The sequence below is a fragment of the Alcanivorax sp. genome, assembly GCF_040118815.1.
Classification (GTDB): domain Bacteria; phylum Pseudomonadota; class Gammaproteobacteria; order Pseudomonadales; family Alcanivoracaceae; genus Alcanivorax.
In genome coordinates this window covers 690722-716605 of the sequence record NZ_JBEDTC010000015.1, presented here as the reverse complement: position 1 = coordinate 716605, position 25884 = coordinate 690722, and the positions used below count along the sequence as shown (strand labels likewise).

Below are 25884 nucleotides of genomic sequence, written 5' to 3'. Positions count from 1 at the left end.
TGACGGGCAGCCTCTGGCTGCCCGTTTGGTTTAAGGACCCACATTTACATGCGTAACGCCCTTTTCACCCTGCACAAATACACCGGCCTGATTACCGGGCTGCTGCTGGTGGTTATCGGCCTTAGCGGCAGCTTACTGGTCTTCCATGAAGGGCTGGATGAGTCGCTCAATCCGCAACTGATGACCGAAGGGAGCAAGACACTTCCCTTCAACGATATCGTTGCCAGCGCTGAGGCGGAGCTGGGCCGAAAGGCCTTGCGTCTCGAACCGGCGCAGGATTCGGGCAGCCCGCACACCCTGCGTTTCTTTGCACCGCCGGGAGAACCCGGCCCGATTCAGGTCAGCGTCTCCCCCTATACCGGCGAGGTCCTTGCGATTCGCACCTGGGGCGACTACCTGATGACCTGGATCTACAGCCTGCATTACACCCTGTTGTCCGGCGAAATTGGCGAGATTGTGGTTGGCGTGCTTGGCCTGTGCTTGCTCGGTTTCTGTCTGACCGGCGTTTACCTGTGGTGGCCCACCGGCAAGCGCAAAGGAAAGTGGCGTCGTAACCTGACCATTAAACGGGGCGGCGGCAGCTACCGATTACACTTTGACCTGCATCAGGTCATCGGCATCTATTTTCTCCCGGTACTGCTGGTGGTCGCCTTTTCCGGGGTCACCCTGATATTTCCGACCCAGGTCGCGGCACTGGTGAATACCGTGCTGCCGTTGGAAAAACGCCCCTCGCCTTCGTCAACGCTACCGGACGCCTCGGGCACGTCCTCCATTTCCCCGCAGCAATCACTGGATATTGCCCGCACCGTTTTTCCACAGGCACCGTTGATCCGCCTTGATTTTCCCCGCAGTGAAACCGGCAGCTACTCGCTGGCGTTCAACCGGGACGGAGAACCCTGGCAGCATTACGGCGCCAGCCGTATCTGGGTAGACCAGTACAGCGGCGAAGTACTGGCGGTATGGGACGCCCCCAATGTAGCGGCCGGAAGCCAGTTCATGACCTGGCAATTCCCGCTCCACAATGGTGATGCCCTGGGCATGCCGGGGCGCATCATCATCCTGATCAGCGGGCTGACGCCCCTGCTGTTCTTTATCACCGGCACCTACATGTGGTGGCAAAAACGCCAGCTTCGCCTGCAGGCACAACGCCGCAAGCTGGCACGGCAACAGGCACGTTGACGCCCTGTTGCCACCCTTCCATGCTTAATTGCAAGCTGAATACCACAAGGAGCCTCACATGCGTCAATGGATTTCCGCACTGGTGATCAGCCTGCTTGCCCTAAGCAGCCAGGTCATGGCGTTTGACCACAGCCGTTGGAACACATTGCTTCAGCAACATGTGCAACCCCAGCGCGGGGGCGTTGCTACGGCTATCCATTATGACGGGATCGCCGAGAACCATGAGGCCCTGCAGTCGTATCTGGACAGCCTAACCGCGGTCACTCAAGGGGAGTTCAACGCCTTCAGCCGCGATGAAAAACTGGCGTTCCTGATCAACGCCTACAACGCCTTTACCGTTGAACTGATCCTTCGTGAAAATCAGCCTGATTCCATCCGTGATATTGGCAGTCTCTTTTCCAGCCCTTGGGACAAGGCATTCTTTTCCTTGCTGGGAGAGCCCCGGACGCTGGATGAACTGGAACATGAAATGATTCGTGGCAATCCAGACCTGATGGACCCGCGCATTCATTTCGCTGTGAACTGCGCCTCCATCGGCTGCCCTGCCCTGCGCGCCACCGCCTACACCGGTGAGCAGCTGGAAGCCCAGCTGGAGGACAGCACCACGCAATTTCTCAGCGATAAACAGCGCAACCGCTACAGCAGCGAACAGGATGCCCTGGAAGTCTCGAAGATTTTCGATTGGTACGAAGAGGATTTTGAAGGCGCCGCCGGGAGCCTGTCCCATTACCTTCTGCAATACTCGGACACGCTGGGCATACCCGCCAATCGCCAAAAGGCACTGGACGACGGGAACATGGAGGTGCAGTTTTTACCCTATGACTGGTCACTAAACACCCAGTAACCCTACACCCTCCAGGAGGACACGGCATGGACGCCAACTACGCAACGGCCACCCATCGTTTGCACAGCATCTGGCTATCGTTTCGCAATCTGCCTCGCTGGCTACAGGGCTGGGCGCTCCTCATTCTGATGCCGCTCAACGGGGCCAGCCTGTTTTTGCTGGAGACGTTTTCTGGTCAGGCTATTGGCCTGGCCCTGCTGGTGGTTCTCGGCGTGAATCTGCCCCTGATGTGGCACCATCGTGGCATGAACAAGGATATGTCTCTGGTGCATCTGCTGGCCTGGATTCCACTGGAAATCGCGTTGCTTGGGCAGCTGGCCGGGCGCTGGGGCGACGATCATCTGACACCGGCACTGTGGGGTTTTACCCTTGCGGTATTCATGGTCAACGCCATCAGCCTGTTCTTCGACGTGGCCGATGCCTGGTGCTGGGCTCAGGGAGACCGTCGAACGCTGCATCCTACTGAGGCAGTGGATCATTGAATCAGGATGATGAATAACGGTGCGAGTAATCGACTCACCATTCACTAAAGGTATTCCAGCGCCTCAGCTACATTACTGACGCCGATAACCTCCACTCCACTGGGCAATTTTCTGGGCAGGTTCGCCTTGGGCACAATGGCTTTTTTGAAGCCGTGCTTCACTGCTTCATGGAGCCGTTCCTGCCCTTGGGGTACGGGCCGAATTTCGCCGGATAACCCCACCTCGCCAAACACCACCAGTTCACGCTCCAGTGCCCGATCCCGGAAGCTGGACACAATGGCCAGCACCTGGGCCAGGTCGGCAGCGGTTTCAGTGACTTTGACCCCGCCGACCACATTCATGAACACATCCTGGTCGCCCACCTGAATGCCGCCATGACGGTGCAGCACGGCCAGCAGCATGGCGAGGCGATTCCCTTCGAGCCCCACACAAATACGCCGGGGGTTGCCGAAATGAGAGGCATCGACCAGTGCCTGCAGTTCCACCAACAATGGTCGCGTGCCTTCCCAGACCACGGTGACCAGCGAGCCCGACGCAATCTCGTCTGCCCGGTTAAGGAAAATGGCAGACGGATTTTTTACTTCTTTCAGACCTTCGCCTGTCATCGCAAAAACCCCCAGCTCGTTGACCGCGCCGAACCGGTTCTTCAAGCCCCGCAGGGTGCGAAAACGCGAATCCGTGGAATCTTCCAGCATCAACGAGCAGTCGATCATGTGCTCCAACACCTTGGGGCCCGCCAAGGTGCCATCCTTGGTGACATGCCCGACCAGCAACAGCACCGTACCGGTCTGCTTGGCATACCGGGTCAACGCGGCGGCGCATTCGCGTACCTGGGCCACACTTCCCGGTGCCGACTGTAACGCGGCGAGGAACATCACCTGAATAGAATCCACCACCAAAATACGCGGCTGCTCCTTGCGCGCCAGCTCCAGAATTTGCTCCACATCGGTTTCCGCCGCCAGACGCAGCTTTTCCTTGGGCAACTTCAGCCGGTCGGCGCGTAGAGCCACCTGGGCCGGCGACTCTTCGCCGGTGACATACAAGCAGGTTTCGCGGTCCGCCAGCTTGCATAGCGTCTGCAATAGCAAGGTCGATTTCCCTGCCCCCGGGTGGCCACCAATCAGGATCGCGGAACCCGGCACGAAGCCACCGCCCAACACCCTGTCCAGTTCGCCCATACCCGCACTGATCCGCGGCATTTCTTCCAGCACGATGTCATTGAGACTTTGCACTTCGCAAAGCTGACCGGAAAAACCGCCTCGATTGCCCGCCCCTTTGGACGACGGCGTAGCGGGATCATGGACAAATTCCTGCAAGCTGTTCCAGGCGCCGCACGCCGGACACTGCCCCTGCCATTTCGGGAAGTCAGCCCCACAATCGGTGCACACAAAGGCGGTTTTTTTCTTGGCCATGAAAACCCAGTTCAAAGTTGAAAGTGTAAAGTTGAAACACAGGCCCGGCCGCTCTGAGCTGACAGGCTATGCCCGCGATTCATGATTGACTGAGGAAAGCGTTCAAAGCACAAAAGCACTTCAAAAGGCTGCGGCGCGGCTCCAGTGCTCATCATCTGGCACCCAACCACCATTCGCGCCTTTCAACTTTAAACTTTGCACTTTCAACTAAACAACCACTCGCTCTGGCCGATCGGTGATCTGACAGAATAATTCATAACTGATGGTGCCACAGGCACGGGCCACGTCATCCACATCGACGACGTCGCCCCACAACTCGACCTCATCGCCAACCTGAGCGCTCAGGCCAGTCACATCAATAGTCAACATATCCATGGAAACGCGGCCAACCAGCTCCGTGACGACGCCGTTCACCGCCACCGGAGTACCACTGGAGGCATGACGCGGATAGCCATCACCGTAGCCCACCGCAACCACGCCAACCTGGCGAGGTTCGGTTGCGGTCCAGGTCGCGCCGTAGCCCACGCTTTCGCCCGCCTCGACGGCATTAATGGCAATCAAACGGGCAGTAAACCGGTGACTGACCGCCAGGCCCAATTCGCTGGCCGTTTGCCAATCAAAGGGCGAGGAGCCGTACAGCATGATGCCCGGACGCACTCGCTGTGCATGAGCCCGGGGGTAGCGCAACAGCGCCGCAGAGTTCGAGGCCGACAACGGCAACATCAGCTGCTCCGCCACCTGACCGGCGACCAGCAACTGTTTCTCGGAATAGGCATCTTGCCCCACATCCGCACAGGCAAAATGGCTCATCAAACCCACCGGCGCCATGTCCGCCGCCCGCAATTGCGCCGCTGCCTGCAGGGCGATATCCGGGCGAAAGCCAAGGCGGTTCATGCCTGTATTCACTTTCAACCAGATGCGAACCGGGCAAGGGTTCGCCAACAGCAAATCCACTTGCCATAGCGAGTGCACGACCACTTCAAGGGAAAGCCGCTCCGCCTCCTTCAGTTCTTCGGCATCGAAGAAACCTTCCGCAACAAGAATCGGCAAGGTCATGCCGTGCTCCCGGAGTGCGCGCGCCTCTTCCACCAGCGCCACCCCCAGCCCTGCGGTGCTCCCATGCATGGCATCCGCCGCCAGCAACAAACCATGGCCGTAACCATTGGCCTTGACCATGGCAAACACCTCAGCCCCATCAGCAAGCTGCCGGGCCAGACGCGCATTATGAGCCAGCGCTGCAGGGCGAATTTCGACTCGGGTGCCTCTCATGAAAAGTGCCGTAAAATGCCTGACGCCTGACGCCTGACACTTAAAGAGCAGGATTTCGCATCCGGCGTTTTATTCATCCCCGGCCGCCAGTTGCGCATAGTATTCCGGCGCCAGATCGTCGAAGCGAGTGAACTCGCCGCGGAAGGCCAGCCGCACGGTACCGATAGGACCATTACGCTGTTTACCGATAATGATTTCAGCCACGCCGCGCTCGTTGCTGTCCTTGTTGTACACCTCGTCCCGGTAAAGGAATACGATCAAATCCGCATCCTGCTCAATCGCCCCGGATTCACGCAGATCCGACATCACCGGGCGCTTGTTAGGCCGCTGCTCAAGGGAGCGGTTCAACTGGGACAACGCCAGCACCGGGCAATTCAGCTCTTTGGCAAGCCCCTTTAGGGAGCGGGAAATTTCCGAGATTTCATTCACCCGATTTTCCACCCCTGGCACCTGCATCAGCTGCAGGTAATCGACCATGACCAAGCCCAGCTCGCCGCCGCATTCACGTGCTACCCGGCGGGCCCGCGCGCGCATTTCCAGGGGGCTCAGGGCCGGCGTATCATCGATAAAAATTTTCTGCTCGCTGAGCATATGAATCGCAGAGGTAATACGCGGCCAATCGTCCTTTTCCAGATTACCGGAGCGAATCGCGCCCTGATTGATCCGCCCCAATGAAGAAAGCATCCGCATGACGATGGATTCCGCCGGCATTTCCATGGAGAACACCAGCACAGGCTTGCTGCTCTTGATTGCCACGTTTTCGCACAGGTTCATGGCAAAGGTGGTTTTACCCATGGAAGGTCGTCCCGCGACGACAATCATATCCGCAGGCTGGAGCCCGCCAGTCATCTTGTCCAATTCTTCAAACCCGGACGTCAGGCCGGTGAGCGAACTCTTGGTTTTGTACAGCTCATCGATGCGGTCCACTGCCTTCTTCAACACCGATTTGATGGCCTGCGGCCCATCGCCCTTTTTCTGCTGCTCGGCAATCTCGAAAATGGCGGATTCCGCCTCATCGAGAATCTCCAACGATTTACGGCCTTCGGTATTGAAGGCGCCATCCGCCACCTTATGCGACACATTGATTAGCTGTCGCAGGATGCTGCGCTCACGGACGATATCCGAATAGGCGGCAATATTGGCCGCACTGGGGGTGTTACGCGCCAGCTCGGAAAGGTAGCTCATGCCACCGATGGATTCGAGCTGCCCCAGGTTATTGAGCGCCTGGGAGACAGTAACCAGATCGCTGGGATTTTCTTCTTCCACCAGCTGGGCGATCACCTCGAAAATCTGGCGATGCTCCTTACGATAGAAGTCCCGCGAGCCAACGCGCTCAGCCACATCATCCCAGGCGCTGTTATTGAGCAGAAGGCCACCCAGCACCGCCTGCTCCGCCTCCACCGAATTAGGAGGAATACGCAGATTTTCGGGCAGGTGTTTATCCAGCGACATGGGTTCATTCATGGGTAGGCCAACGTGTTGGGAAAATAGAGTTAAAAGACCAAGGTTTAAAGTGGAAACGCGATTGAGGCATGCTCCAATCGGTAGAGGCTATAAGCCGCGACACCATTGTGCCCGTGACCTCCGACCGCCAAGAGCAAACCGGCTTCACTCGCGTTTCAACTTTAAACTTTGAACTGCTCTTCAACGAAAAAGGGCACTGCCCTTTCAGACAATGCCCTGATTCTGTCACCGTGCCCCCGCAGGGGCAAACCGGTTGTCAGTTCTGTCGATTACTCGGCAGGAACCACAGCCAGCTTAATGGTCACAGTGACCTCGGCGTGCAACGCCAGGTCGATTTCGAACTCACCAGTGGTGCGCAGTGCACCGTGGGGCAGCTTCACTTCTGCTTTTTCCACATCCACGCCAGTGGAGGAAGAAATGGCTTCCGCGATGTCGCGGGTACCCACAGAACCAAACAGCTTGCCTTCGTCGCCTGATTTGGCGGCGATGGAAACCGTGGCTTCGCTCAGCTTCTCGGCGCGTTCCTGAGCAGCACCCAGCTGCTCGGCAGCGTGCTTCTCCAGCTCAGCACGACGCTGTTCCACTTCGGCCAGATTGGTCTTGGTGGCAGGCAGCGCTTTGCCTTGCGGGATCAGGAAGTTACGGCCGTAACCGGAACGTACGTCTACCACTGCGCCCAAATCGCCCAGGTTCTTGATCGTTTCCAGCAGGATCACTTGCATGATGGTCCCCTCGGCTTAATTGTCGTGGCTGTCAGAGTACGGCAGCAGCGCCAGGAAGCGAGCCTGCTTGATAGCAGAGGCCAGCTGACGCTGGTAGCGTGCCTTGGTGCCGGTGATACGGCTGGGCACGATCTTGCCAGTCTCGGTGATGTAGGCTTTCAGGGTGTCGAGATCTTTGTAATCGATGTACTCAACACCTTCCGCGGTAAAGCGGCAGAACTTGCGGCGGCGATAAAAACGGGCCATTGGATAATCTCCTGTCGAATCCTTAGTTGAGGCTTTGCAGCGTTTGGGCAAGCAGTTGCAAACGGTCCCGGGCGTCTCCTTTGTATCCGGCGCGGCTGAGGCATCCGGTTACCTTGATTCGCTGACCCTCTTTCAGGCCCTTGGCCTGTTGGGTCATCCCACCCGCCAGAATAACGGCGATGCGGGCCTGGACTTCACGGGGATGTCCGTCTTCCAATTGCCGGGAGCGATGTTCCAGCCAGACTCGCTGACGGGGCACTCCGGCTGGAGTCAGGGCCACCTTTTCCAAGGTGACGATCACACCAGTGAGTTCGCAGTGGTTGCTTTCCAAAATTAGCTGGCAGCCCCTTCCTTCTCGTCATGCTTCGCCAGCGGGGACGGCTCGGTAACAGCGTTGTCGCGACGAATTACGAGGTGACGGATTACGGCATCGTTAAAGCGGAAAGTGTTTTCCAGCTCGCCCAGGGTCTCGCCGTCACATTCAATGTTCAGCATCACATAGTGAGCTTTGTGGATCTTGTTGATCGGGTATGCCAACTGACGACGGCCCCAATCTTCAACACGGTGGATAGTGCCTTTGCCATCGGTCACGATCGCGCTATAACGCTCGACCATGGCAGACACCTGTTCGCTCTGGTCCGGGTGAACCAGGAACACAACTTCGTAATGACGCATGTTAGCTCCTTACGGTTGCGACGCCTCACGACGCCAATTCAGCTTCCCGCCGTGATCGCAATCAACAAGCGGTGAAGCAAGGAGACCTGCACCCCTGTCCCGGAAAACCGGAGGGAGACGCAGGAAGCGCGCGATTCTATCCCATTGCAGGGGGCAACCTCAAGGCATATCCATTGCCATCTGCCGGCGACGGACGTATGCTCAAGTAAAACAAAACGCTACAAACGCTTACAAAAAGCGTCGTTAACCCCAAGCCCCTGAAAAAAAAGGGGAAAACAACAACAATGGGATACGACAATGCACATCCGAGCCCTGGCTACCGGCCTATGTGGTTTTTGCTTGCTGACTCCGGTTCACGCCCAGGAGCCAGCCCCCCCCTGTGGCAACCCGGTAGCCGTGCCTGACAAACCGTTGCTTGAGGACTACCCGGACTACAGCAATTTCCTGCTGCAGATCATGAAATACAAGCAGGCCCAGCGCGATCGGGCAATCCACCGCAATGCCTGCCCGGACGATTATCTACCCCACTCCGTGGCCAGCAGCGATCCGACCGTCATCGACGAGCCGGAGACCCTTTCCAGCGCCCTGGCGCGCACCGGCAAATTGCAGCAGATCGATTACCAGCGCAATCGCACCTGGTATAACCGCTCCACCTCAAAAAGCTTTGTGCTACCCCCCCTCGGCGGCGACACACTGGCCAGCGAACGCATCCGCACCCTGCTGGCCAACGCAGGCTCTGACGCCCCCTTGTTCCTACCCATGACCATTGTTGGCATGCAGCTCGAGGGCATCAATGATGGCGGGGAAGCCCAGCAGCAGGAGGCGCAGTTCAGTTATGAGTTGCTCCCCAAGCAGGAGCGCCAGGCCAGCCGCGCGGCGTTTATTGCCGACAGCCAGCAGCAGTTCAGCGGCGTTTACAGAAGTGGCAACCTGCTTCTGTATCTGGACAACGCCGGCGAGCCCTTCCTTATAGAGGGCACAGTGGAGGGGAGGCTGAAGTAACCATGAACGGGCACGCGCTACAGACCACCATTATACTGATTAGTGTCATGGCTCTAGCCCTGAGCGGGCAAGCGCTGGCCGCCCAGGACGTGGAATCACCGCAAGATGCGCTGGCCCGTGCTGTGGGGCCAAGGCCGGAAATTCGCGACTACACACGCCAGGACCGGTTCGTCACGGACCTTCTTGCCTGGCAACGCCACAAAAGTGAATTGGAGGCCAAGCTGGCCCGGGGAGAATCCATTGCCCCCCCCACACCGGCTCCACAGCCCAATTGGCATCACGTCACCGGCCCGGAAGACCTGGATACCGCGCTGCACAATGCGCAAGGCTACAAACAGCCGAACTACCAGACCCCCATTCGCTATGACCGCACCACCCACCTGAGCTTCCCGCTGGCGCCGCTACCGCAACAACAGCTGTCAGAAAAGGCGCTAACCGGCGAACCACCCGTATCGACCGATCCGGCCAAAGAAGACATTCCGGAAACGCTACTTGAAGACAACACCCGACTGCAGCGGGAAATGGCCGCCAGCCAAGCGAACCAGCCAGCACCCACCTTCAATCGACAGCACTTTGTCAGCCACTCTGAACTGAGATAAAACAGCAGGAAGACAATGGGGCGGACACAGCAGCCTCGCGACTTGTGCTGCCCCCGCAAACGCAACCTTCTCGTGCTTACGCGCTCAACAGGAAAAGGTTTTTCCCCGCACCGCGAACAACACCACCCCGGTTGCCACGGACACATTGAGGCTCTGCACCTCACCAGACATGGGAATTTCCAGCAACTGATCGCACTTTTCACGGGTCAGACGTTTCAGGCCGCTACCCTCTGCCCCCATCACGACGGCCAATGATTCCGGCGCCTCAAAGGTAAACAAGGACTCACTTCGCTCTTCCAGGGCCGTACCCACCACCCATACTCCGCGGTCACGTAGCTGGTCCAGCAGGCTGGCCAGATTACCCACCTCGTAATACGCCAGACTCTCGGCAGCACCCACTGCAGTACGACAAGCCACCGGGGTCAGGCCAGCCGCATTGCGGCGCGGCACGATCACGCCCTGCACGCCGGCCGCATCCGCACTTCGCAGGCAGGCGCCCAGATTATGCGGGTCGGTGACGTTTTCCAGGATCAGCAGCAACGGATTGGCCGGCTTGCCGTCCAACCACTGCAGCAGGGCGCTTTCGTCCGCCGGCCGGCGTGGGCGGGCCCGCGCCACGATGCCCTGATTCTGCGGGCCTGCATGCTTTTCCAGCACTTCGCGGCGGGCGCGCTGCACGGCAATACCGAAATCCTTTGCCGCCTGAATCATGGCGGCAAGGCGCGGGTCATCCCGGTCTGCGCGGGTATCCTGCACAAACAGTTCCAGCACCGCCTCCGGGCGATGCCGCAGCAGCGCTTCCACCGCGTGGAAGCCGGAATACATCAGGGGTTTATTCATAACGACGCCTGCACACTACACTCACCACGCAAGCACGTGATACGCGGTGGAGATGGAATCAAAACGCAGGAGCGGCGCCTGGGCCGCAAATATCCCTGAATGCGCCAGATATTCGCGGCTCAAACGCCGCTCCTACGGGAAGTAAGGCCCGGGCCTTTAGCTTTTCTTGCTACGGCGCGCGGCCTTCTTGCCTCGGGGTGGGCCTTTGCGTTTAGCTTTGGGCTTGGGGATATCGCCCTTGGCCAGCTTTTCCCGCTCGGACGAGCCCGAGTCAGCCTTCGCACCTTTTCCTGAACGCCCCCCTCTGCCTCGACCTCCGGACGGCTTTTTCTTGCTGCCGGCCTTGGGGCGACCTTTGCCGCTGGGCGTAAAGGACTCCAGCTGCAGGTCGATCTTGCGCTCTTCGGTGTGCACCGCGGCCACGCAGACCGTGACAGAATCACCCAGCCCAAACTGACGACCACTGCTTTCGCCGGTAAGGGTCAGACTCACTTCATCGAAGTGGTAGTAATCGCTGTCCAGGTTCGCCACATGCACCAGGCCATCAATGTGCAGCTCGCTGAGCTGCACAAACAGCCCAAAGCTGGCCACACCACTGATGGTGCCCTCGAACACCTGCCCCAGATGCGCTTCCATGAACTGGCACTTCAGCCAGGACACCACATCACGGGTGGCCTCGTCGGCGCGACGTTCCGTGATGGAACACTGCTCACCGATAGCTACCATGTCCGCCTGGTTATAAGGCAGAATTTTCTGACGCGGGATCTCCGGCAAGTTACCCGGATTGTCCACGTGATTCGGCTCACCATTGCTGCGGATCAGGAAGCGGATGGCACGGTGCACCAGCAGATCCGGATAACGACGGATCGGCGAAGTGAAATGGGTGTACGCCTTGTACGCCAACCCGAAGTGGCCCTTATTCTCGGCCTCGTACTTGGCTTGGCTCATGGTGCGCAACATCATGGTCTGGATCACATTGCGATCCGGCCGCTCCAGAATTTCTTCGCGCAGGTCCTGGAAGACATACGGCTTTGGCGCCGCCCCTTCCGACCAGGCGATACTCAAGCCCAACCCACCCAGGAATTGTTGCAACTTGCTCAGGCGCTCTTCCTTGGGCGGCTCGTGATTCCGGTACAGGGCCGGAACCCCGGCTTTCTCCAGCAATTTAGCGGAACAGATGTTGGCGGCCAGCATGGCCTCCTCAATCATGATATGCGCCACATTGCGCTGCACCGGCACGATGGCTTCGATCTTCTTGTTTTCGTCGTAAATGATGCGGGTGTCATCGCTATCGAAATCGATGGCACCACGCTCTGCACGACGACGACGCAGAGCCAGGAACATTTCGTGGAACGACCAGATCATGTCCAGGGACTCATCGTCCAGGCTGGCCACGGTGTCCTGGGCCAGCTCGGACTCAGGCTCTTCAATGATCGCGCCGACCTTGTTGTATGTCAGGCGGTGCCGCGAGCGCATCACCCCTTCCCGGAAAATAAACCGGGTCAGGCGGCCGTTGGCGGAAATCTTCATGTCGCAGTACAGGCACAAGCGGTCCACATGGGGGTTCAGGGAACACAACCCGTTGGACAGCGCCTCCGGCAACATCGGGATTACCCGATTGGGGAAGTACACAGAGTTCCCACGCGTGGCCGCTTCCTGGTCCAGCTCGGAGCCGGGATTCACATAATGGCTCACGTCGGCGATGGCCACGATCAAGCGCCAGCCACCACGGGGACGACGCTCAACATAAACCGCATCATCGAAATCCCGGGCGGTCTCGTCATCGATGGTAACCAGCGGCAAATCACGCAGGTCTACCCGATGGGCCTTGGGTTTATGGGGCACCTTTTCGCCAAATTTTTCGGCGGCGGCCTCCACCCCTTCCGGCCAGACATGGGGAATCTCGAAACGGCGCAGGGCCACTTCCACTTCCATGCCGGCCTCATCCGGAGTGGCAATAATTTCTTCCAGGCGCACCAGCACATGATGGTCACGGCTGGGATACTGGGTAATGGTGGCGCGGACATGGTCGCCGGGGTTGGGTTTGATGCCGTTGGTGTCCTCAATCAGGACTTCTTTGGTGATACGGCGGTTTTCCGGCTCAATAAAGCTGATTCCCGCTTCCAGGGAATAGCGGCCCACCACTTCTGTGGCAACACGTTCGGTGATTTCGACGATCCGGGCTTCTTTCTTGCCAAAGCGGTTGTAGCCCGCATTGCTGACCAGCACCCGGTCCCCGTCCATGACGTTTTCCATCTGCCGGGGAGCGAGAAACAGGTCACCCTGGGTCTTGTCGTCCGGAATCAGGAAGCCAAAGCCATCTTTATGGCCCTGCACCCGGCCGGCGATCAGGTCCATCTTGGACACCACGCCAACGTTGCCGTTGCGGTTCTGAACCAGCTGGGCATCACGGAGCATGGCCTTGATACGGCGATCAAGCCCGACTTCCCCCTCTTCGTCCACTTCCAGCAGCTGAGCCAGCAGCTCGAACGACAGGGGTTTGCCCTGATCATTGAGCACATCCAGAATCAGCTCCCGACTGGGAACAGGGTTTTCGTATTTTTCCGCCTCTCGGTCGGCATGGGGATCGCTATAGCGTTTTTTTGAGGTCATCGAAGATTTTTTCGAAAAGGAATTTGACATTGGCCCATCATATACTAGAATGCACCCGCTTTCGCGATGAACGGCTAATAAATTTAGCCAACGCATAGCGAAGCCGAGGTGGTGAAATTGGTAGACACGCTAGCTTCAGGTGCTAGTGCTCGCAAGGGCGTGGAGGTTCAAGTCCTCTCCTCGGCACCAATTAAGAAAGAGGGCTCCCAAACGGGGGCCCTTTTTCGTTTCGGGCCCGGCCCAACCCCCAATCACTGATAGCGCAGGTCCATATGACACTCCTTCGCCCCGTGATCGCTGCAGTTTTTCTGGCCTGTGGTCTGGCCCTGGCTCCCGTGGCCACCTATGCCGACAAAGGCAATTCAGGGGAAAGCACAGAATCCATCCACCCTGCGATCCAGCAAGCCGATGCCCACCGGGAAAAAGAAGCCCGCCGCAAACAGTACCTGCTTTTCTTCCCCATCGCTGTGGTTGGCGTCACCGTGGCACTGATTGTGATTACCCGCCGCAAATAAAACCGGCAACCATCCGCGGCCCACGCTCATCACCGTGCGGAGCGGCGCTCAAGATGCGATAGCTGCCATTGAACATCCCCGCCTCCAGCCTGCCCGCTCGACACCCGAACCGGTAGGCCAGCAGCAGGCACCCACAGCACATCTTCCCCCGAAGGGTGGGCAAAGACCTCCACCTGACACCCCAACACAACGCCCGCAGCACCCTCTTTGAGTTGGAAACCGGCCCGTTCAAGCACCTCTCTGCCCCGTCCCAGCCCCCTTGCTTCCAGTAACTGGGCGAACAGCACAGGTGCCTGCGGCACTTCTTGCTGAGGATATACCACCATAGGAGGCGCTACGGTCTCTTCACTCCCCTGCAACGACACCAACCAATCCGGGCGCGCTGAGGGCAATGCCATCTGCACCAGATAACGACCCTCCCCGGCACTAACCTGATACCTGGCATGCACCACCGAACCATCACCGGGCAGACAATTCGCCTGAAGGGATGCCGCAACCCCCACCCCCAGCAAGCTGCATGTCAGCAAAAACAATCCACCACGCATGGCACTCGCCACCCTTGCTGCGCCGACAAACATCAGGATAGTGCCTCGCCATCACTGGTCATTGGCTGCACCCAGCGAGAACAGAGCAAGCCCACCTCAAAAAGGAACCACATAGGCAGAGCCAATAAACTCTGCGAGATAATATCCGGTGGGGTAAGCAGCATGCCGGCAACAAAACAGCCCACCACAATGTAGGATCGAGCCCCTGACAACGCAGCCGGCGTAGTGATACCGGACGCCACCAGGAGCACGACAATAACCGGCAACTCAAATGCCATACCAAACGCCATAACGAAGGTCATGGTAAACCCAAGCCAGGCGCCGATGTCAGTCATCACCGCCACCCCCTCAGGAGCCACGGAAATAAAGAAAGCAAACAACACAGGCATCACCACAAACCAGGCAAAAAGCGCACCAAGATAGAACAGCAACACACTGCAAAAAAATAGCGGTCTCGCAAAACGTTTTTCGCGTCGGTACAACCCTGGTGAGACAAAGCTCCAGCATTGATGTAGCAAGAAGGGCATGGCCAACAACACACTTAAATACAACACCAGCTTGAATGGCACCAGAAAGGGCCCGGTTACATCAGTGGCGATCATGCTGCCACCCTCAGGCAAAGCCTGCATCAATGGCTGAGCCAGCTGCGTATAAATTTCACCAGCAAAGATAAACAAGGGAACGAAAAGCAACACTACCGCTACCGTGCACCGCAATAAACGCTGACGCAGTTCCAGCAAATGCTTAGTCAGCGGCATGGCCCCCATCACGACTCAACATTCTGCGCCGTGCCAGACTGATTTTGCCCAGTTTTAGCGCTGTTTTTTTGAGGAAGCAACGCCAGTTCCTGCTGGATTTTCTCACGCCGCTCTTTCATATCCAGATTCCTCGCTTCCGACTCCAGCTGCTGCTGCATCTGGTTCATTACAGCCCGCCCACGCCCAATCCATTGCCCCACCGTACGCACCAGCGCGGGCAGTTTTTCCGGGCCAAGCACGACCAGTGCAATCACACAGATCAGCATTATCTCCATGAAACCGAAATCGAACATCAGAGTCAGCTCCGAACGCTGTCTTTGCCTTTTTCAAATTCACTGGACACCAGTGGAGTCACGTTTTGCTCATCGCCCTCAAGACTTTTCTCTCCGTCTTTTACGGCATCACGAAACCCCTTAAAGGCCCCGCCCAAATCCGAACCCAAACTGCGAATGCGTTTGGTGCCAAACAACATAACAACGATGACGAGAACGATAAGAAGCTGCCAGAGGCTAATTCCGGAAAGCATGTTTTCCACCTGCTGTTAGAAAAATAATTATGAGCATGATTATCTGCCCGATTGATGAAGCCTGAATGACACAAAAAAGGCCGCCCATTTTCAGGACGGCCTCTTTTTTTCAAGCACTCTTCAAAGTGCGATTTCACCACCGTCTTCACGGGTAATCACGATAGTGGCAGAGCGGGGGCGACTGCTTCCATCACCCAGCGCCTGGGCGTCACCACTGGTGTTCGGCCAAGAGCTCTTATCAACATTAAAGCTAGCCGCTGAACCACCCTCACCTGGGTGTTGAATATTCACAAACAGGGATTTTGCATCCGGCGTCAAAGCGATACCGGTAATTTCACAACCCGGTACCCCCACCAGGAAGCGGCGCAAGTCCACGTCGGATGCAGACTTACCCACAAAGGTCGTCACCGTCTTTTCATCCGCACCGACAGAAGACGTAACCTGCTGCATGCCGCCATCCCCAACTTCACCAGGGATCGCCACCAACATCTGGTTATTCACCGTATCCGTGTAGGCACCGTCATCCGTTTGAATCCACATCAGCCCACGCATATCGATGAAAATTCCGTCGGGGCTGGAGAAATCATTGTCCGCAGTCAAACCAGAAAGATTCACACTGGCACTGTCAGCACCGGATTCAGCACCGAACAGGAAAATATCCCAATCGAAAGTCAGAGCATCATGCTCGCCACCGGTTTCACGCCAGCGAATGATATGGCCATTGGCGTTACCATCACGGCCATTGGCATCACCAACCAGGTCTTCATAGGCACGCGGGTTGGCCGCATCAAGATCATCAACAGGGCGATTAGACGTCCGATTATTAGTCAGTGCGATATAAATTTCTCCATTGAGAGGATTGATCGCACTCCATTCCGGGCGGTCCATTTTAGTGGCACCGACGTGATCTGCAGCCAAACGCGCCCCGACCAGAACATCAGCCTCACCGGCAAATGGGTAAATCGGGTTAGCAGCATCCAGACCGTTTTGCCCAAACTTCAGGGCCTTCCATTCACCGCCTCCATCCGCATTAAACACTGCGACGTAAAGCGTGCCTTCATTCAGGTATTTATCACCAGCGGACAAGCCCAGGTATTCATCAGCCTCATCCCAGCCCTCTGCACTGACGAATTTGTAGATATATTCATTACGGGCATCATCCCCCATATAGGCAACCACCGGTTTGCCGGCCTCAGCGGGAGCAAACCAGACACCCTCATGAGCAAACCGACCAAACACCGTGCGCACCTTGGCTTTTTCTGTCGGACGATAGGGATCAACCTCGATAGCAAAACCGTGTTGATTGGCCTCGTTACGGAAATCCTCAGTGGCACTTGCACCGCTAACGGTAATATTGAAGCGCGCGTAGAGATCCCCCGCCGCGACAGTATCCCACTCCCGGTAAGAGAAACCCTGACCGCCCGGCGTTAGGCCATAGCGGGTCAACAGGTCATTGTCCGCACTTGTGCGCATCGCGCTGTCGTCGTCGCGACGGAAATATGAAAACCAGTTTTCTTCACCGCTGATATAGGTATGCCAAGGGGTTTCACCATGACCACAGTTATTCAGCGTACCAAAACGGGTCATCCCGGCCGGGCTTAAACGCGTCTTCACCAGCTCAGAGCCGGCCACCGGACCGGTCATAGCAAGCTCTGTCGCTGCAGTAATACGGCGATTGAAAGGAGACCCTTGAACGTAGCGCCACCGATTCCCTTCCTTGATGACTTCCACACAAGCAACGCCGTGGGCCTGAATTTCACGATCTACTTCTGTTTTAGGGCGAGCACCGCCATTGCTAGCCGCCGCGGTAGAACCATTCTGATGCAACGTCGCATCTTCCAGGTTTTCGTGATTGATACAGAGAACGCCACGGGAAGAAGAAGCGGCGGAAGGCATCCCGCTATCGGACAAACCAAAATATGCCATGGCATCATGTTCATCCCCGGAGCGCTGATCATAATCCACGTCCGTGCCATCATTCTTGAACGCAGCAAGGCCTAATGACAGCGGATCACCCTTGGCAATCAATACGCTTGCCTGGTACCCATCAGGCACCACAACCCGATCTTCCAGAGAATGAGGCACCGCACTGAACCCCAACGCTTCAGGAGCAATCGTCGGGCCATTACTGCCCCCCGCTCCCGCAGTGCTATCGCTATCGCTGTCACCACCACAAGCAACCAGGCTGGCACCCGCCACCATGGTAGCGGCCGTCGCACTGCCACGCAGAATCTGACGACGGGAAAGGCGCTGATCCAGCACCGTGCAAATGGAATTATTGTCTGAACGGTTACTGTCTTCTACGGGATGGTGCCCCATCTCTATTCTCCCTGTTTCTATTTTCGTTGCCTGCCTGCAGCCGGAAGACCGGCCATTGAGTCGGTAAAAGTACGCAAACGAGGTTAGGCAGAACGAATGACAGAAAGGGGTACGGACCATGTCACTTTCAATGCATGGATATGTCTATCAAAAGACAATGAAAAAGAGGAACGAGCAGAGCAGAACAGGAAGGAAAAAATGCAAACCGTCACGCCAACAACACCCACGGGCGCGGGTATCAATGGCGTGACGGAAAGAAGGTCAGGAGAACGGGTGGCGCTTGATGATGGTTTCTACACGGTCCGGGCCAGTAGAAATGATATCGATGGGCGCACCGGTGATTTCTTCGATGCGTTTGAGATACGCCTTGGCATTGGCCGGCAGGGCATCTTCGGACTTGGCGCCCAGGGTAGATTCCGTCCAGCCCGGCAGGCTTTCGTACACCGGCTTCACTTCCTCGTAGCTATCCGCATCCCAGGCACACTCCAGGGAGTTGCCGACCGCATCCTGATAGCCCACGCAGATGTTGATCTCTTCCAGACCGTCGAGCACATCCAGCTTGGTCAGGCACAGCCCGGTGATCGAGTTGATCTGGATAGAGCGCTTCAGCGCCACCGCATCGAACCAACCACAACGGCGCGCACGGCCGGTGGTGGAGCCGAACTCGTGGCCTTTCTCGGCCAGGTAACGGCCATTCTCGTCAAACAGCTCGGTGGGGAACGGGCCACTGCCCACCCGGGTGGTGTAGGCCTTGGTGATACCCAACACATAATCCAGATACAGCGGACCGAAGCCGGTGCCAGTGGCGGTACCTCCGGCAGTGGTGTTAGAACTGGTCACGTAAGGGTAGGTACCGTGATCGATGTCCAGCAGAGTGCCTTGGGCACCCTCGAACATGATGTTTTCGCCACGCTCGCGGGCACCGTGCAGCACGGCAGTCACATCTGTGACCATGCTGCGCACGTCTTCGCCCAACTGCAGGGTTTCATCCAGGGTTTTCTGGAAATCCACCGGCTCGGCATTGTAGTAACTGCGCAGTACGAAGTTATGGTAATCCATCACCTCGCCCAGCTTGGCTGCAAACAGTTCGCGCTGGTACACATCGCCCAGGCGCAAGCCACGACGAGCCACCTTGTCTTCATAAGCCGGGCCGATACCCCGGCCGGTGGTGCCAATTTTCTTGTTGCCACGGGCCGCTTCACGGGCCTGATCCAATGCCACGTGCACAGGCAGAATCAACGGGCAGGCAGCAGACAAACGCAGGCGCTCACGTACCGGCACACCCTGCTCTTCCAGGCCACCGATTTCCGTTAGCAAAGCGTCCAGGGACAGCACCACACCGTTACCAATCAGGCAATGCACGTCTTCACGAAGAATGCCCGACGGGATCAGGTGCAGAACCGTTTTCTGTCCGTCGATCACCAGGGTATGGCCGGCGTTATGGCCGCCCTGAAAACGGGCCACCAGTGACGCCTGATCGGTGAGCAGATCGACGATCTTGCCTTTACCTTCATCACCCCACTGGGTGCCGAGAATGACTACGTTCTTACCCATGATTGCTTGCTGCCTGTTGAGTTATCACTAACGCTTGCACGCGACACGCTTCACGCGACACGCACGATTTTCATTGTAGGGCGGACATTGGCTTACGCCGATTTCCGCCCTACAAATGCTATAAATCCTGAATGGTCCAGCCGTTATCAGCAGGCACCAGACGACGCTGGCACCCCAATTCCGCCGGATCATTGTCTGCACCGGGCAGGGCCAGCACCACGCGCTCACCCTGAGCGCGCAAGGCCGCAACGGTATCCGCAAAAGCGGCATCCTGCAGGGAGCCTTCCGCCAGAATACCGGTGAGCGCGACAGATTCTGCCCGCTCCGCCAGCATCTTCAGGTCCGCGCTGAAACCGGTAGCCGGGCGTGCCCGACCGAAGACCTCACCGATATGATCGTAACGGCCACCCTTGGCGACCGGCTCGCTTTCGCCGGGCAAATACGCCGCGAAGACACAACCGGTGTGGTAGTGATAGCCACGCAGCTCACCCAAATCCAGGTGCAGCTTGACACCACGGGCACCCAGCACATCGGCCAGCACCGCCAGCTCATCCAGCGCCGCCAGTGCTTCGGGGAATTGCGCCAGCAGGATCCTCGCCTCGGCCAACACCTCAATGTCGCCCGCCAGCCAAGGCAATGCTGCCAAAGCGTTGGCCGCAGCCGCGGGCAGGTCGTGGCTGGCAATAAAGCTATCCAGTTCCACCCGCGCCTTGCGCACATAAATGTCTTCCAGCTGGCTCTGCTCGCTATCGCTCAGGCCACAACGTTCCAGCAAGCCACGAAACAGTCCCACGTGCCCCAGATCAAGCACCATCTGCTGTTCCACACCAGACAGGGTCAACGTTTCCAGCAGAAGGGAGATCACTTCCAGATCACTGTCTGTGCCGGAATGGCCAAACAGCTCCACCCCCAGCTGATAGGGCAAACGCGTACCGCCAGCTACAACCGGCCGGGTACGCAAAGCGCTGGAGCAGTAACAAAGGCGGGAAGGCGCATTGCGACGCAGACTGTGAGCATCCATGCGCGCCACCTGTGGGGTAATGTCCGCACGGACCCCCATCAGGCGACCGGTGAGCTGATCGGTAATCTTGAAGGTTTCCCGTTCCAGGTCACGACCGCCACCATTGAGCAGGGATTCCATAAACTCGATCAGCGGCGGGAAAACCAGTTCATAGCCCCAGCGCTGGTACAGATCCAGCGTCTGGCGACGCAGTTGCTCGATGGCCCGGGCGCGACCCGGGAGGACTTCTTCTACCCCGTCGGGCAGTAGCCACTGTTCTTCCTGATTCATCATTTACGACCGCATCAGTAGTAACAGGCCCGCACCCAACAGCATGAGCACCAGCCCCATAATTCGCAGCAGGCGACCATCCAGACGCGCCACCTGAAGTGCTGCCTGACGCGCACGTTGGGGCGCCAGAAACAGCGGAAGGCCTTCTATGATCAACACCAAACATAACGCCTTGATCAATAAGCTGAAATCCATTGTTCCTGCCAGACAGCCACAAAAAAACCGGGAGCCTGCGCGCCCGGTTGCGGCATTCTACCACGGTCTCCCCGTGGCAGATAGGTTGCCGACGGATGGATCCATCAAGCGCTCGTCGCTATGGACTAACCCGCACGTCATAGCGGACAACCCCTTGATTACCCGGCAATAACTGACCTGAGAACAGCCATTGCAGGGCCCCTTCATAACCCGGCCCATTGCTGCCATCCGGCGCGCTCAGGCTACAACCAGACAGATCCGCCGGTAGCGTAGCCGGGCAGGCTGCCGCCGCGTTCAGGGCACTGAAGGCCGGCGTGCTGTCGTTAACCGTCACCTCGCTCAACGCCCGAACGCCCTGATTGGAAAACACCAGTCGGTAGCGAAGAACATCACCGGGGGCCGCTTGGTTCGCGGTGCCATCGCTGCTGTCCACATCATCGGCGGTGCCTTGCACCCCGTCCGGGCCAATATTACGCACCTGCTTCTCCAACAGTAATGTGCCGGCAGAAAGACGGGTGGTATCGCGCACCTGCACCATAGACTGCAGTGCGGTACCGGTGAAAGCCTGGGTCGCTTGCAATGGCCGAGAGTGCAACGCCTCCAGCGGTGCATCCGCCGGGGCGAAAACTTTTACCAGCAGGCACACGTTATCACCGGCCTGAACATCGACTCCGGTAACCGGCAGGGAGGCCTCACCGCTATCTAGAGCATCATTACAATTACCGTCCCGATAGAGCGTATCCGTCCAGGCAGGGGCAGCAGGCACGGTATCGGCTGCGCCGAAATCGAAATCCACGATGCCTGCTGTACGAGCGGTAAACCGGTGGCCGTAGAACAAGCTACCGCCCGCATCGACAACCCCCTGGCGATCCGGCTCCAACACAGGCAAGCCCACATCGCCGAACAGGATCTCACTCCACACCGTGCCACTGGGCGGCACTGATAATGTCATGGTGTCGTCATCGGCAGCACCGACAGCCAGGCTTGCGCCACCGGTACCCGCATTTTCACTGATGGACTGATAACCATTGGGTGTCTGCACCACCAGGCAGGCCGCTTTACCCACATCCCCCAGTGGCGGCGTCAGCGCCCAGGCCCCATCGCCATCCGTGGTCGTTTCCGCCAGCACCGTATCGGTCTGCTCACAGACACCGTTACCGTCCGCATCGTGGTAAAGCCGCACGGGCAAATTCGCCAACCCCGGCTCATCATTACCTTTACTAGCGTCGTGGGCCGAGGCCCCGGTGCCGTTATCCTCGAACACCCAACCCGACAGCGTGCCTGCCGTATTGGCCGAGGCCACAGTGACCTTGTAATCCTCTACCTCGCCATCGAACACCACCTGACCACCAGCGGCCACATCCGGGGTACTAGACAACCGGAAGCGGGCATAGGTATCGCCAATAAAGGCGCCCGGCGGCACAAACACACTCAGATCAATGGCGCCGTTAGCCCCGTTACTGTCCTGGGCATCGTTATCGCGGACGTTCAACGCCACCTGCTCACTGGCGTCGTCAAAGTCGTTATCCCGATTCCAATCAATCCAGCCTTGTACGAAATTAGTGCCTGCGGTTTGTTCTGTCAGAGTGATCGAAATCACCGCGTTACCGCCGGGAATCAGTGCGGAAAAACTAACACCGTCTTCTTCCGGGCCATCCGCATCCGCATTAGCCGAGTTCTGATCGGCATCTTCCGGGTCCGGACCGATATCGCCCAGGTAGGGAACAGCGGGTTGCAGGGTAGCCACGGTAAGTGTATTCACATCCGTATCCGTCTGGGGCTTGCTGCCTCCGGTGGCATCCCTGCGCGACACATGGCCGCCGCTTTGCGGGTAACCACCGGCAATATCACCATGATCCACCTGCAGGAAAACCCCGAAAGCGACCGCCTGAATGCCGCCGCCATTAACAATATGAGAGGTGCGACGGGCATCTTCGGTTAAGCCCAGAACCGTACCAGTCCCAATCGGCAAATCCCCGGAGGTCAACACCATGCGCTGGTTGGCATTTTCAAAGCGCACCTTTAAGTCCGACACAGGCGACACCGAGAAAATTTCCCAGGGCTGGCCATCGGTTTCCCAGGTCAGGCTCTCGCTCCCATCTGTATCTTCCGCATCGGCCGCAATAATGTCAGCCGGCACCCGCTGACCATTGAGGTAAACCTGCCAATCAATATCAAACTCAGGCGCCTCACCACTGACATTATTGGAAAGCCCAATAGGGTTTACTCCCTGGTACAAATCATCCAGGCGATCCCCAGACCAGCTACCGGTGTTATAGACCTTCACCGTATCAGTCAGATTGTCCAGCGTGGCGCGAATTTCCACCGGCCCAAACACCCAGCTCTTGCGAATAATTTCCCCGGCCTGATAGTTATTTTGAGCGCCGCAAGACCAGTCCAACCAGTAAATCGCATCGCGAAAATCACCAGTACCCCCACTGGCAATACCGCCACCGGTAGCCTCGGAACCTTGTGGGCAACTTACCACCGCCCGGGTAGACACCTGGTAGTCCTCCACTTCACCATCATCAGCCCCTTCATAGGGATCGATGGAGGGCGTGGTGGACCACCGAAAACGGGTAATCACATCATTGGCGTCCACTGAGCCGGCTGCCGCACTCGCGATGATATCTATCTGGCCATCGCCATCGGTGTCCTGAAGATCCTCGGCAATCTGCTCTCCCGCATCGTCAAAGTCCCCATCCTGGTTCCAGTCCACCCAGGCCTGCAGGTAACCACCGCTCCCTTCCACCGTTACCGTAATCGGATTAATGCTTGGCAACACAGCAGGAAACGTCACGCCATCATCAAAAGTGTCCGCATCAGCGTTGGCGTCGTCATAGCTCCCCGCATCTTCGGAAACGCCATCACCAAGATAAACACCATTAACAATCACGTGAGACGGTGCCAGATAACTGGCAGGAGCATCTCCATAGTCCACCAGCGATTGCGGCGGAGCATCAATCAGACACACTCTATGCAGATTACTGGAACCCCCCGTAGATGCGGTAAAACCGAAAAATACATTGGGATCGCCGCCAAATACTTCGTTCAGAAAATCCCGTGTTATCACGGTGACGAGGTTGCCATCAAAAAAATACTGGAGCTGATTACTGATCGGATCCCAATTCAATTGGACCGTATGCCAATCGCCATCCTCAATATTTCCCAAATCCACCACTTCACTGTAGCGACTACCATCGCCCCCACCAACACCATCCGTATAATTCAGCGGGTTATAGATCACCGTGTGATCATTAGCGATATCGTTGTAGCCATTACCATTCTGGTAGGTATCGAACTCAACCGCCACGGCGGGCTCCAACCCACCCACCCCCAAAGCCCCACCAAAAATCCCCGTTGCGGAATTTCCCGCCGGATCATTCTGAAAGGCAAAGGCGATACCATCCGCGCCAGACGCGTTCTTAGTACCTAGATTCACCGAAAATTCAACGGAAAAAGCGGAAAGCAAACTGATTCTATTGGCTGACCAGGCCGAGCCAGACTGATCTCCCGTATCTGTTGTCAGGGTCACCTGATTAGTGGACAAATCGAGAAACGCGGAGCCACTTAGCTGTAACGAGCGAGACACCTCTGCATCACAACTTTGCGGCGCCGACGCCACATTGATGATGTGATCTTCAACCTCTCCATCACCTACACCACCTGCTGCCGCTGCTCCTGATTGGGACGACCAGCGAAAACGGGCACGGGCCGAGCCGGATACCGCATCTGACGGAACCGTCATCGCCACCGTGACGGTGGACGCATTACTGTCTTGGTCTCCTGAGCCGTTGTTAACAAGATTGGTCGCAATCTGTTCATTGCTGTCGAACACACCATTAGCATTCCAGTCGACCCATGCATTCAGGTAACTGGACCCCACCGCCGGTTCCTGCACAACAAGAGAAACCTGAGAAGATGCGCCCTTGGTAACGCTGACATTACCAAGCACATCTTCATCGTCTTGGCCCGTGTCATCATCCGTATTCGCCAGGTTGGAGTATTCATTCCCGTTAGCATCATCATCAGGCGCCACGCTGCCTAGATAACGCGTCACATTCTGGCCTATCGCGTGAATCGCGCGGCCATAAGAGGCTGGCGCATCGCCGAGATCCTGATTCAAGGTAAACGCCAACTCCATGGCATCACCCTCTCCAGCATTCCCCAGATGCTGCACATCAAACACCAACGTAGAGAATGTTCCTCTCACGCGCACACTGCCACAGGCAGCGCCAGCACTTTCGCTGGTATAGCACTCGCCATCCCAGTCACTGGCATTGAGATCATAAGAACCACGAAAACGATTATTGTTTTCAACACGAAAATGGGACACGCCCGATACCCGCTGCAGCGAAACCGCACCATTTGATGCCGATGCATTCAATGTCCACTCGGAAGTGTTCGTCCCGGACGAATAGCCACCGAGGCGATCAATATGCAATACCGGGTCTGTCACGGGATTGGAAAACGTAAAGGTAATCTGGCGACTGTTGCTGCCATTGGGCTCAAAAAGTAGCTCAAGCCCCGCACTATTTCTGACATTGGGCACATAGGACGCATTATTGGGTGCCGCCATGGTGGAGGCGCCGCGTACCACCCAGCCACTAAGACTGGTACTGGATGGCGAAGCCGAAACGGAAACGGTAGTGACGCCGCCGCCCGTTGTGCTTTGCGCTGTCGATCCTGAACTGGACCAGGTGCCCGTTTGTGACGCTCGCACCTCACCACTTAACAAACAGACCCCAGCAAAAAGAAGCGCAATCAACACTTGCATGCTCAGCAAGCCCACAAGCAATTTTCCTTTATTCTTTTTCGGTTCGGCTGTCTGCAT

The 25884-nt window shown here is 57.4% G+C and carries 24 protein-coding genes and 1 tRNA gene; 7 read left to right on the top strand and 18 right to left on the bottom strand.

What is annotated here, in order from left to right; translation table 11 throughout:
- Positions 1–48: 48 nt before the first annotated feature.
- From ABNH18_RS12600 to ABNH18_RS12590, 3 genes are read left to right on the top strand one after another with little or no spacing between them, the layout of a single operon-like run.
- The gene (locus ABNH18_RS12600; protein ID WP_349383146.1) at positions 49–1179 is read left to right on the top strand and encodes a PepSY-associated TM helix domain-containing protein; all 1131 of its coding nucleotides are present in this window, start codon (positions 49–51) and stop codon (positions 1177–1179) included.
- Between the two features lie 58 nt (positions 1180–1237).
- Positions 1238–2023: a DUF547 domain-containing protein gene (locus ABNH18_RS12595; protein ID WP_349383145.1), complete on the top strand. Its 786-nt coding sequence runs from the start codon at positions 1238–1240 to the stop codon at positions 2021–2023.
- A 26-nt stretch (positions 2024–2049) separates the two neighbouring features.
- Entirely contained in the window at positions 2050–2505 is a 456-nt protein-coding gene (locus ABNH18_RS12590; protein WP_349383144.1) for a hypothetical protein, read from the top strand.
- A gap of 44 nt (positions 2506–2549) precedes the next feature.
- Here the strand turns inward: ABNH18_RS12590 and radA are convergent, their stop codons facing one another.
- From radA to rpsF, 7 genes are all read right to left on the bottom strand, one after another.
- On the bottom strand, positions 2550–3917 hold the full coding sequence (radA, locus tag ABNH18_RS12585; protein ID WP_349383143.1) for a DNA repair protein RadA: 1368 nt from the start codon (positions 3915–3917) through the stop codon (positions 2550–2552).
- A 207-nt stretch (positions 3918–4124) separates the two neighbouring features.
- Complete coding sequence (gene alr, locus ABNH18_RS12580; protein WP_349383142.1) at positions 4125–5186, bottom strand: alanine racemase; 1062 nt, start codon at positions 5184–5186, stop codon at positions 4125–4127.
- 69 nt (positions 5187–5255) lie between these two features.
- Positions 5256–6650 (bottom strand): replicative DNA helicase, encoded by a 1395-nt coding sequence (dnaB, locus tag ABNH18_RS12575; protein ID WP_349383141.1) that lies wholly within the window; start codon positions 6648–6650, stop codon positions 5256–5258.
- Positions 6651–6919: 269 nt separating this feature from the next.
- Positions 6920–7372, bottom strand: coding sequence for a 50S ribosomal protein L9 (gene rplI / locus ABNH18_RS12570; RefSeq protein WP_349383140.1), 453 nt, complete (start codon positions 7370–7372; stop codon positions 6920–6922).
- Between the two features lie 15 nt (positions 7373–7387).
- Positions 7388–7618 carry a 30S ribosomal protein S18 gene (rpsR, locus tag ABNH18_RS12565; protein ID WP_007148676.1) on the bottom strand — a complete coding sequence of 77 codons (231 nt, stop codon included), beginning with the start codon at positions 7616–7618 and terminating at the stop codon, positions 7388–7390.
- A gap of 22 nt (positions 7619–7640) precedes the next feature.
- Positions 7641–7949, bottom strand: a complete 309-nt coding sequence (gene priB, locus ABNH18_RS12560; protein ID WP_063521307.1) for a primosomal replication protein N — start codon at positions 7947–7949, stop codon at positions 7641–7643.
- A 2-nt stretch (positions 7950–7951) separates the two neighbouring features.
- Positions 7952–8293, bottom strand: coding sequence for a 30S ribosomal protein S6 (gene rpsF, locus ABNH18_RS12555; RefSeq protein ID WP_007151551.1), 342 nt, complete (start codon positions 8291–8293; stop codon positions 7952–7954).
- Between the two features lie 297 nt (positions 8294–8590).
- Between rpsF and ABNH18_RS12550 the strand changes: the two genes are divergently transcribed.
- Together ABNH18_RS12550 and ABNH18_RS12545 are read left to right on the top strand one after the other, a co-directional pair.
- Positions 8591–9295, top strand: coding sequence for a hypothetical protein (locus tag ABNH18_RS12550; protein WP_349383139.1), 705 nt, complete (start codon positions 8591–8593; stop codon positions 9293–9295).
- A 2-nt stretch (positions 9296–9297) separates the two neighbouring features.
- Positions 9298–9894 (top strand): hypothetical protein, encoded by a 597-nt coding sequence (locus ABNH18_RS12545; protein ID WP_349383138.1) that lies wholly within the window; start codon positions 9298–9300, stop codon positions 9892–9894.
- Between the two features lie 84 nt (positions 9895–9978).
- Here the strand turns inward: ABNH18_RS12545 and rlmB are convergent, their stop codons facing one another.
- The gene (rlmB, locus tag ABNH18_RS12540) at positions 9979–10734 is read right to left on the bottom strand and encodes a 23S rRNA (guanosine(2251)-2'-O)-methyltransferase RlmB (protein WP_349383137.1); all 756 of its coding nucleotides are present in this window, start codon (positions 10732–10734) and stop codon (positions 9979–9981) included.
- Positions 10735–10890: 156 nt separating this feature from the next.
- Positions 10891–13347 carry a ribonuclease R gene (gene rnr / locus ABNH18_RS12535; RefSeq protein WP_349383136.1) on the bottom strand — a complete coding sequence of 819 codons (2457 nt, stop codon included), beginning with the start codon at positions 13345–13347 and terminating at the stop codon, positions 10891–10893.
- 102 nt (positions 13348–13449) lie between these two features.
- Between rnr and ABNH18_RS12530 the strand changes: the two genes are divergently transcribed.
- Positions 13450–13536: transfer RNA gene (locus ABNH18_RS12530), tRNA-Leu, on the top strand.
- 83 nt (positions 13537–13619) lie between these two features.
- On the top strand, positions 13620–13862 hold the full coding sequence (locus tag ABNH18_RS12525; protein WP_349383135.1) for a hypothetical protein: 243 nt from the start codon (positions 13620–13622) through the stop codon (positions 13860–13862).
- Positions 13863–13891: 29 nt separating this feature from the next.
- Here ABNH18_RS12525 and ABNH18_RS12520 read toward each other — a convergent pair whose 3' ends face one another.
- The 9 genes from ABNH18_RS12520 to ABNH18_RS12480 all read right to left on the bottom strand — a co-directional run bounded on the left by ABNH18_RS12520 (position 13892) and on the right by ABNH18_RS12480 (position 25884).
- Positions 13892–14407 (bottom strand): hypothetical protein, encoded by a 516-nt coding sequence (locus tag ABNH18_RS12520; RefSeq protein WP_349383134.1) that lies wholly within the window; start codon positions 14405–14407, stop codon positions 13892–13894.
- A 32-nt stretch (positions 14408–14439) separates the two neighbouring features.
- A complete protein-coding gene (tatC, locus tag ABNH18_RS12515; RefSeq protein WP_349383133.1) occupies positions 14440–15174 on the bottom strand; it encodes a twin-arginine translocase subunit TatC in 735 nt (244 codons plus the stop codon).
- The gene (gene tatB / locus ABNH18_RS12510; RefSeq protein WP_349383132.1) at positions 15174–15458 is read right to left on the bottom strand and encodes a Sec-independent protein translocase protein TatB; all 285 of its coding nucleotides are present in this window, start codon (positions 15456–15458) and stop codon (positions 15174–15176) included. Before tatB ends, tatC begins: the two co-directional genes overlap by 1 nt.
- A gap of 5 nt (positions 15459–15463) precedes the next feature.
- Positions 15464–15691 (bottom strand): Sec-independent protein translocase subunit TatA, encoded by a 228-nt coding sequence (locus tag ABNH18_RS12505; RefSeq protein ID WP_349383131.1) that lies wholly within the window; start codon positions 15689–15691, stop codon positions 15464–15466.
- A 120-nt stretch (positions 15692–15811) separates the two neighbouring features.
- Complete coding sequence (locus tag ABNH18_RS12500) at positions 15812–18010, bottom strand: PhoX family protein (protein WP_349383130.1); 2199 nt, start codon at positions 18008–18010, stop codon at positions 15812–15814.
- A 261-nt stretch (positions 18011–18271) separates the two neighbouring features.
- The gene (locus tag ABNH18_RS12495) at positions 18272–19564 is read right to left on the bottom strand and encodes an adenylosuccinate synthase (protein WP_349383129.1); all 1293 of its coding nucleotides are present in this window, start codon (positions 19562–19564) and stop codon (positions 18272–18274) included.
- 118 nt (positions 19565–19682) lie between these two features.
- A complete protein-coding gene (locus tag ABNH18_RS12490; RefSeq protein ID WP_349383128.1) occupies positions 19683–20858 on the bottom strand; it encodes an ATP phosphoribosyltransferase regulatory subunit in 1176 nt (391 codons plus the stop codon).
- Positions 20859–21050 (bottom strand): DUF2065 family protein, encoded by a 192-nt coding sequence (locus ABNH18_RS12485; RefSeq protein ID WP_349383127.1) that lies wholly within the window; start codon positions 21048–21050, stop codon positions 20859–20861. It abuts the gene before it with no gap.
- A gap of 118 nt (positions 21051–21168) precedes the next feature.
- Positions 21169–25884 (bottom strand): CshA/CshB family fibrillar adhesin-related protein, encoded by a 4716-nt coding sequence (locus ABNH18_RS12480; protein ID WP_349383126.1) that lies wholly within the window; start codon positions 25882–25884, stop codon positions 21169–21171.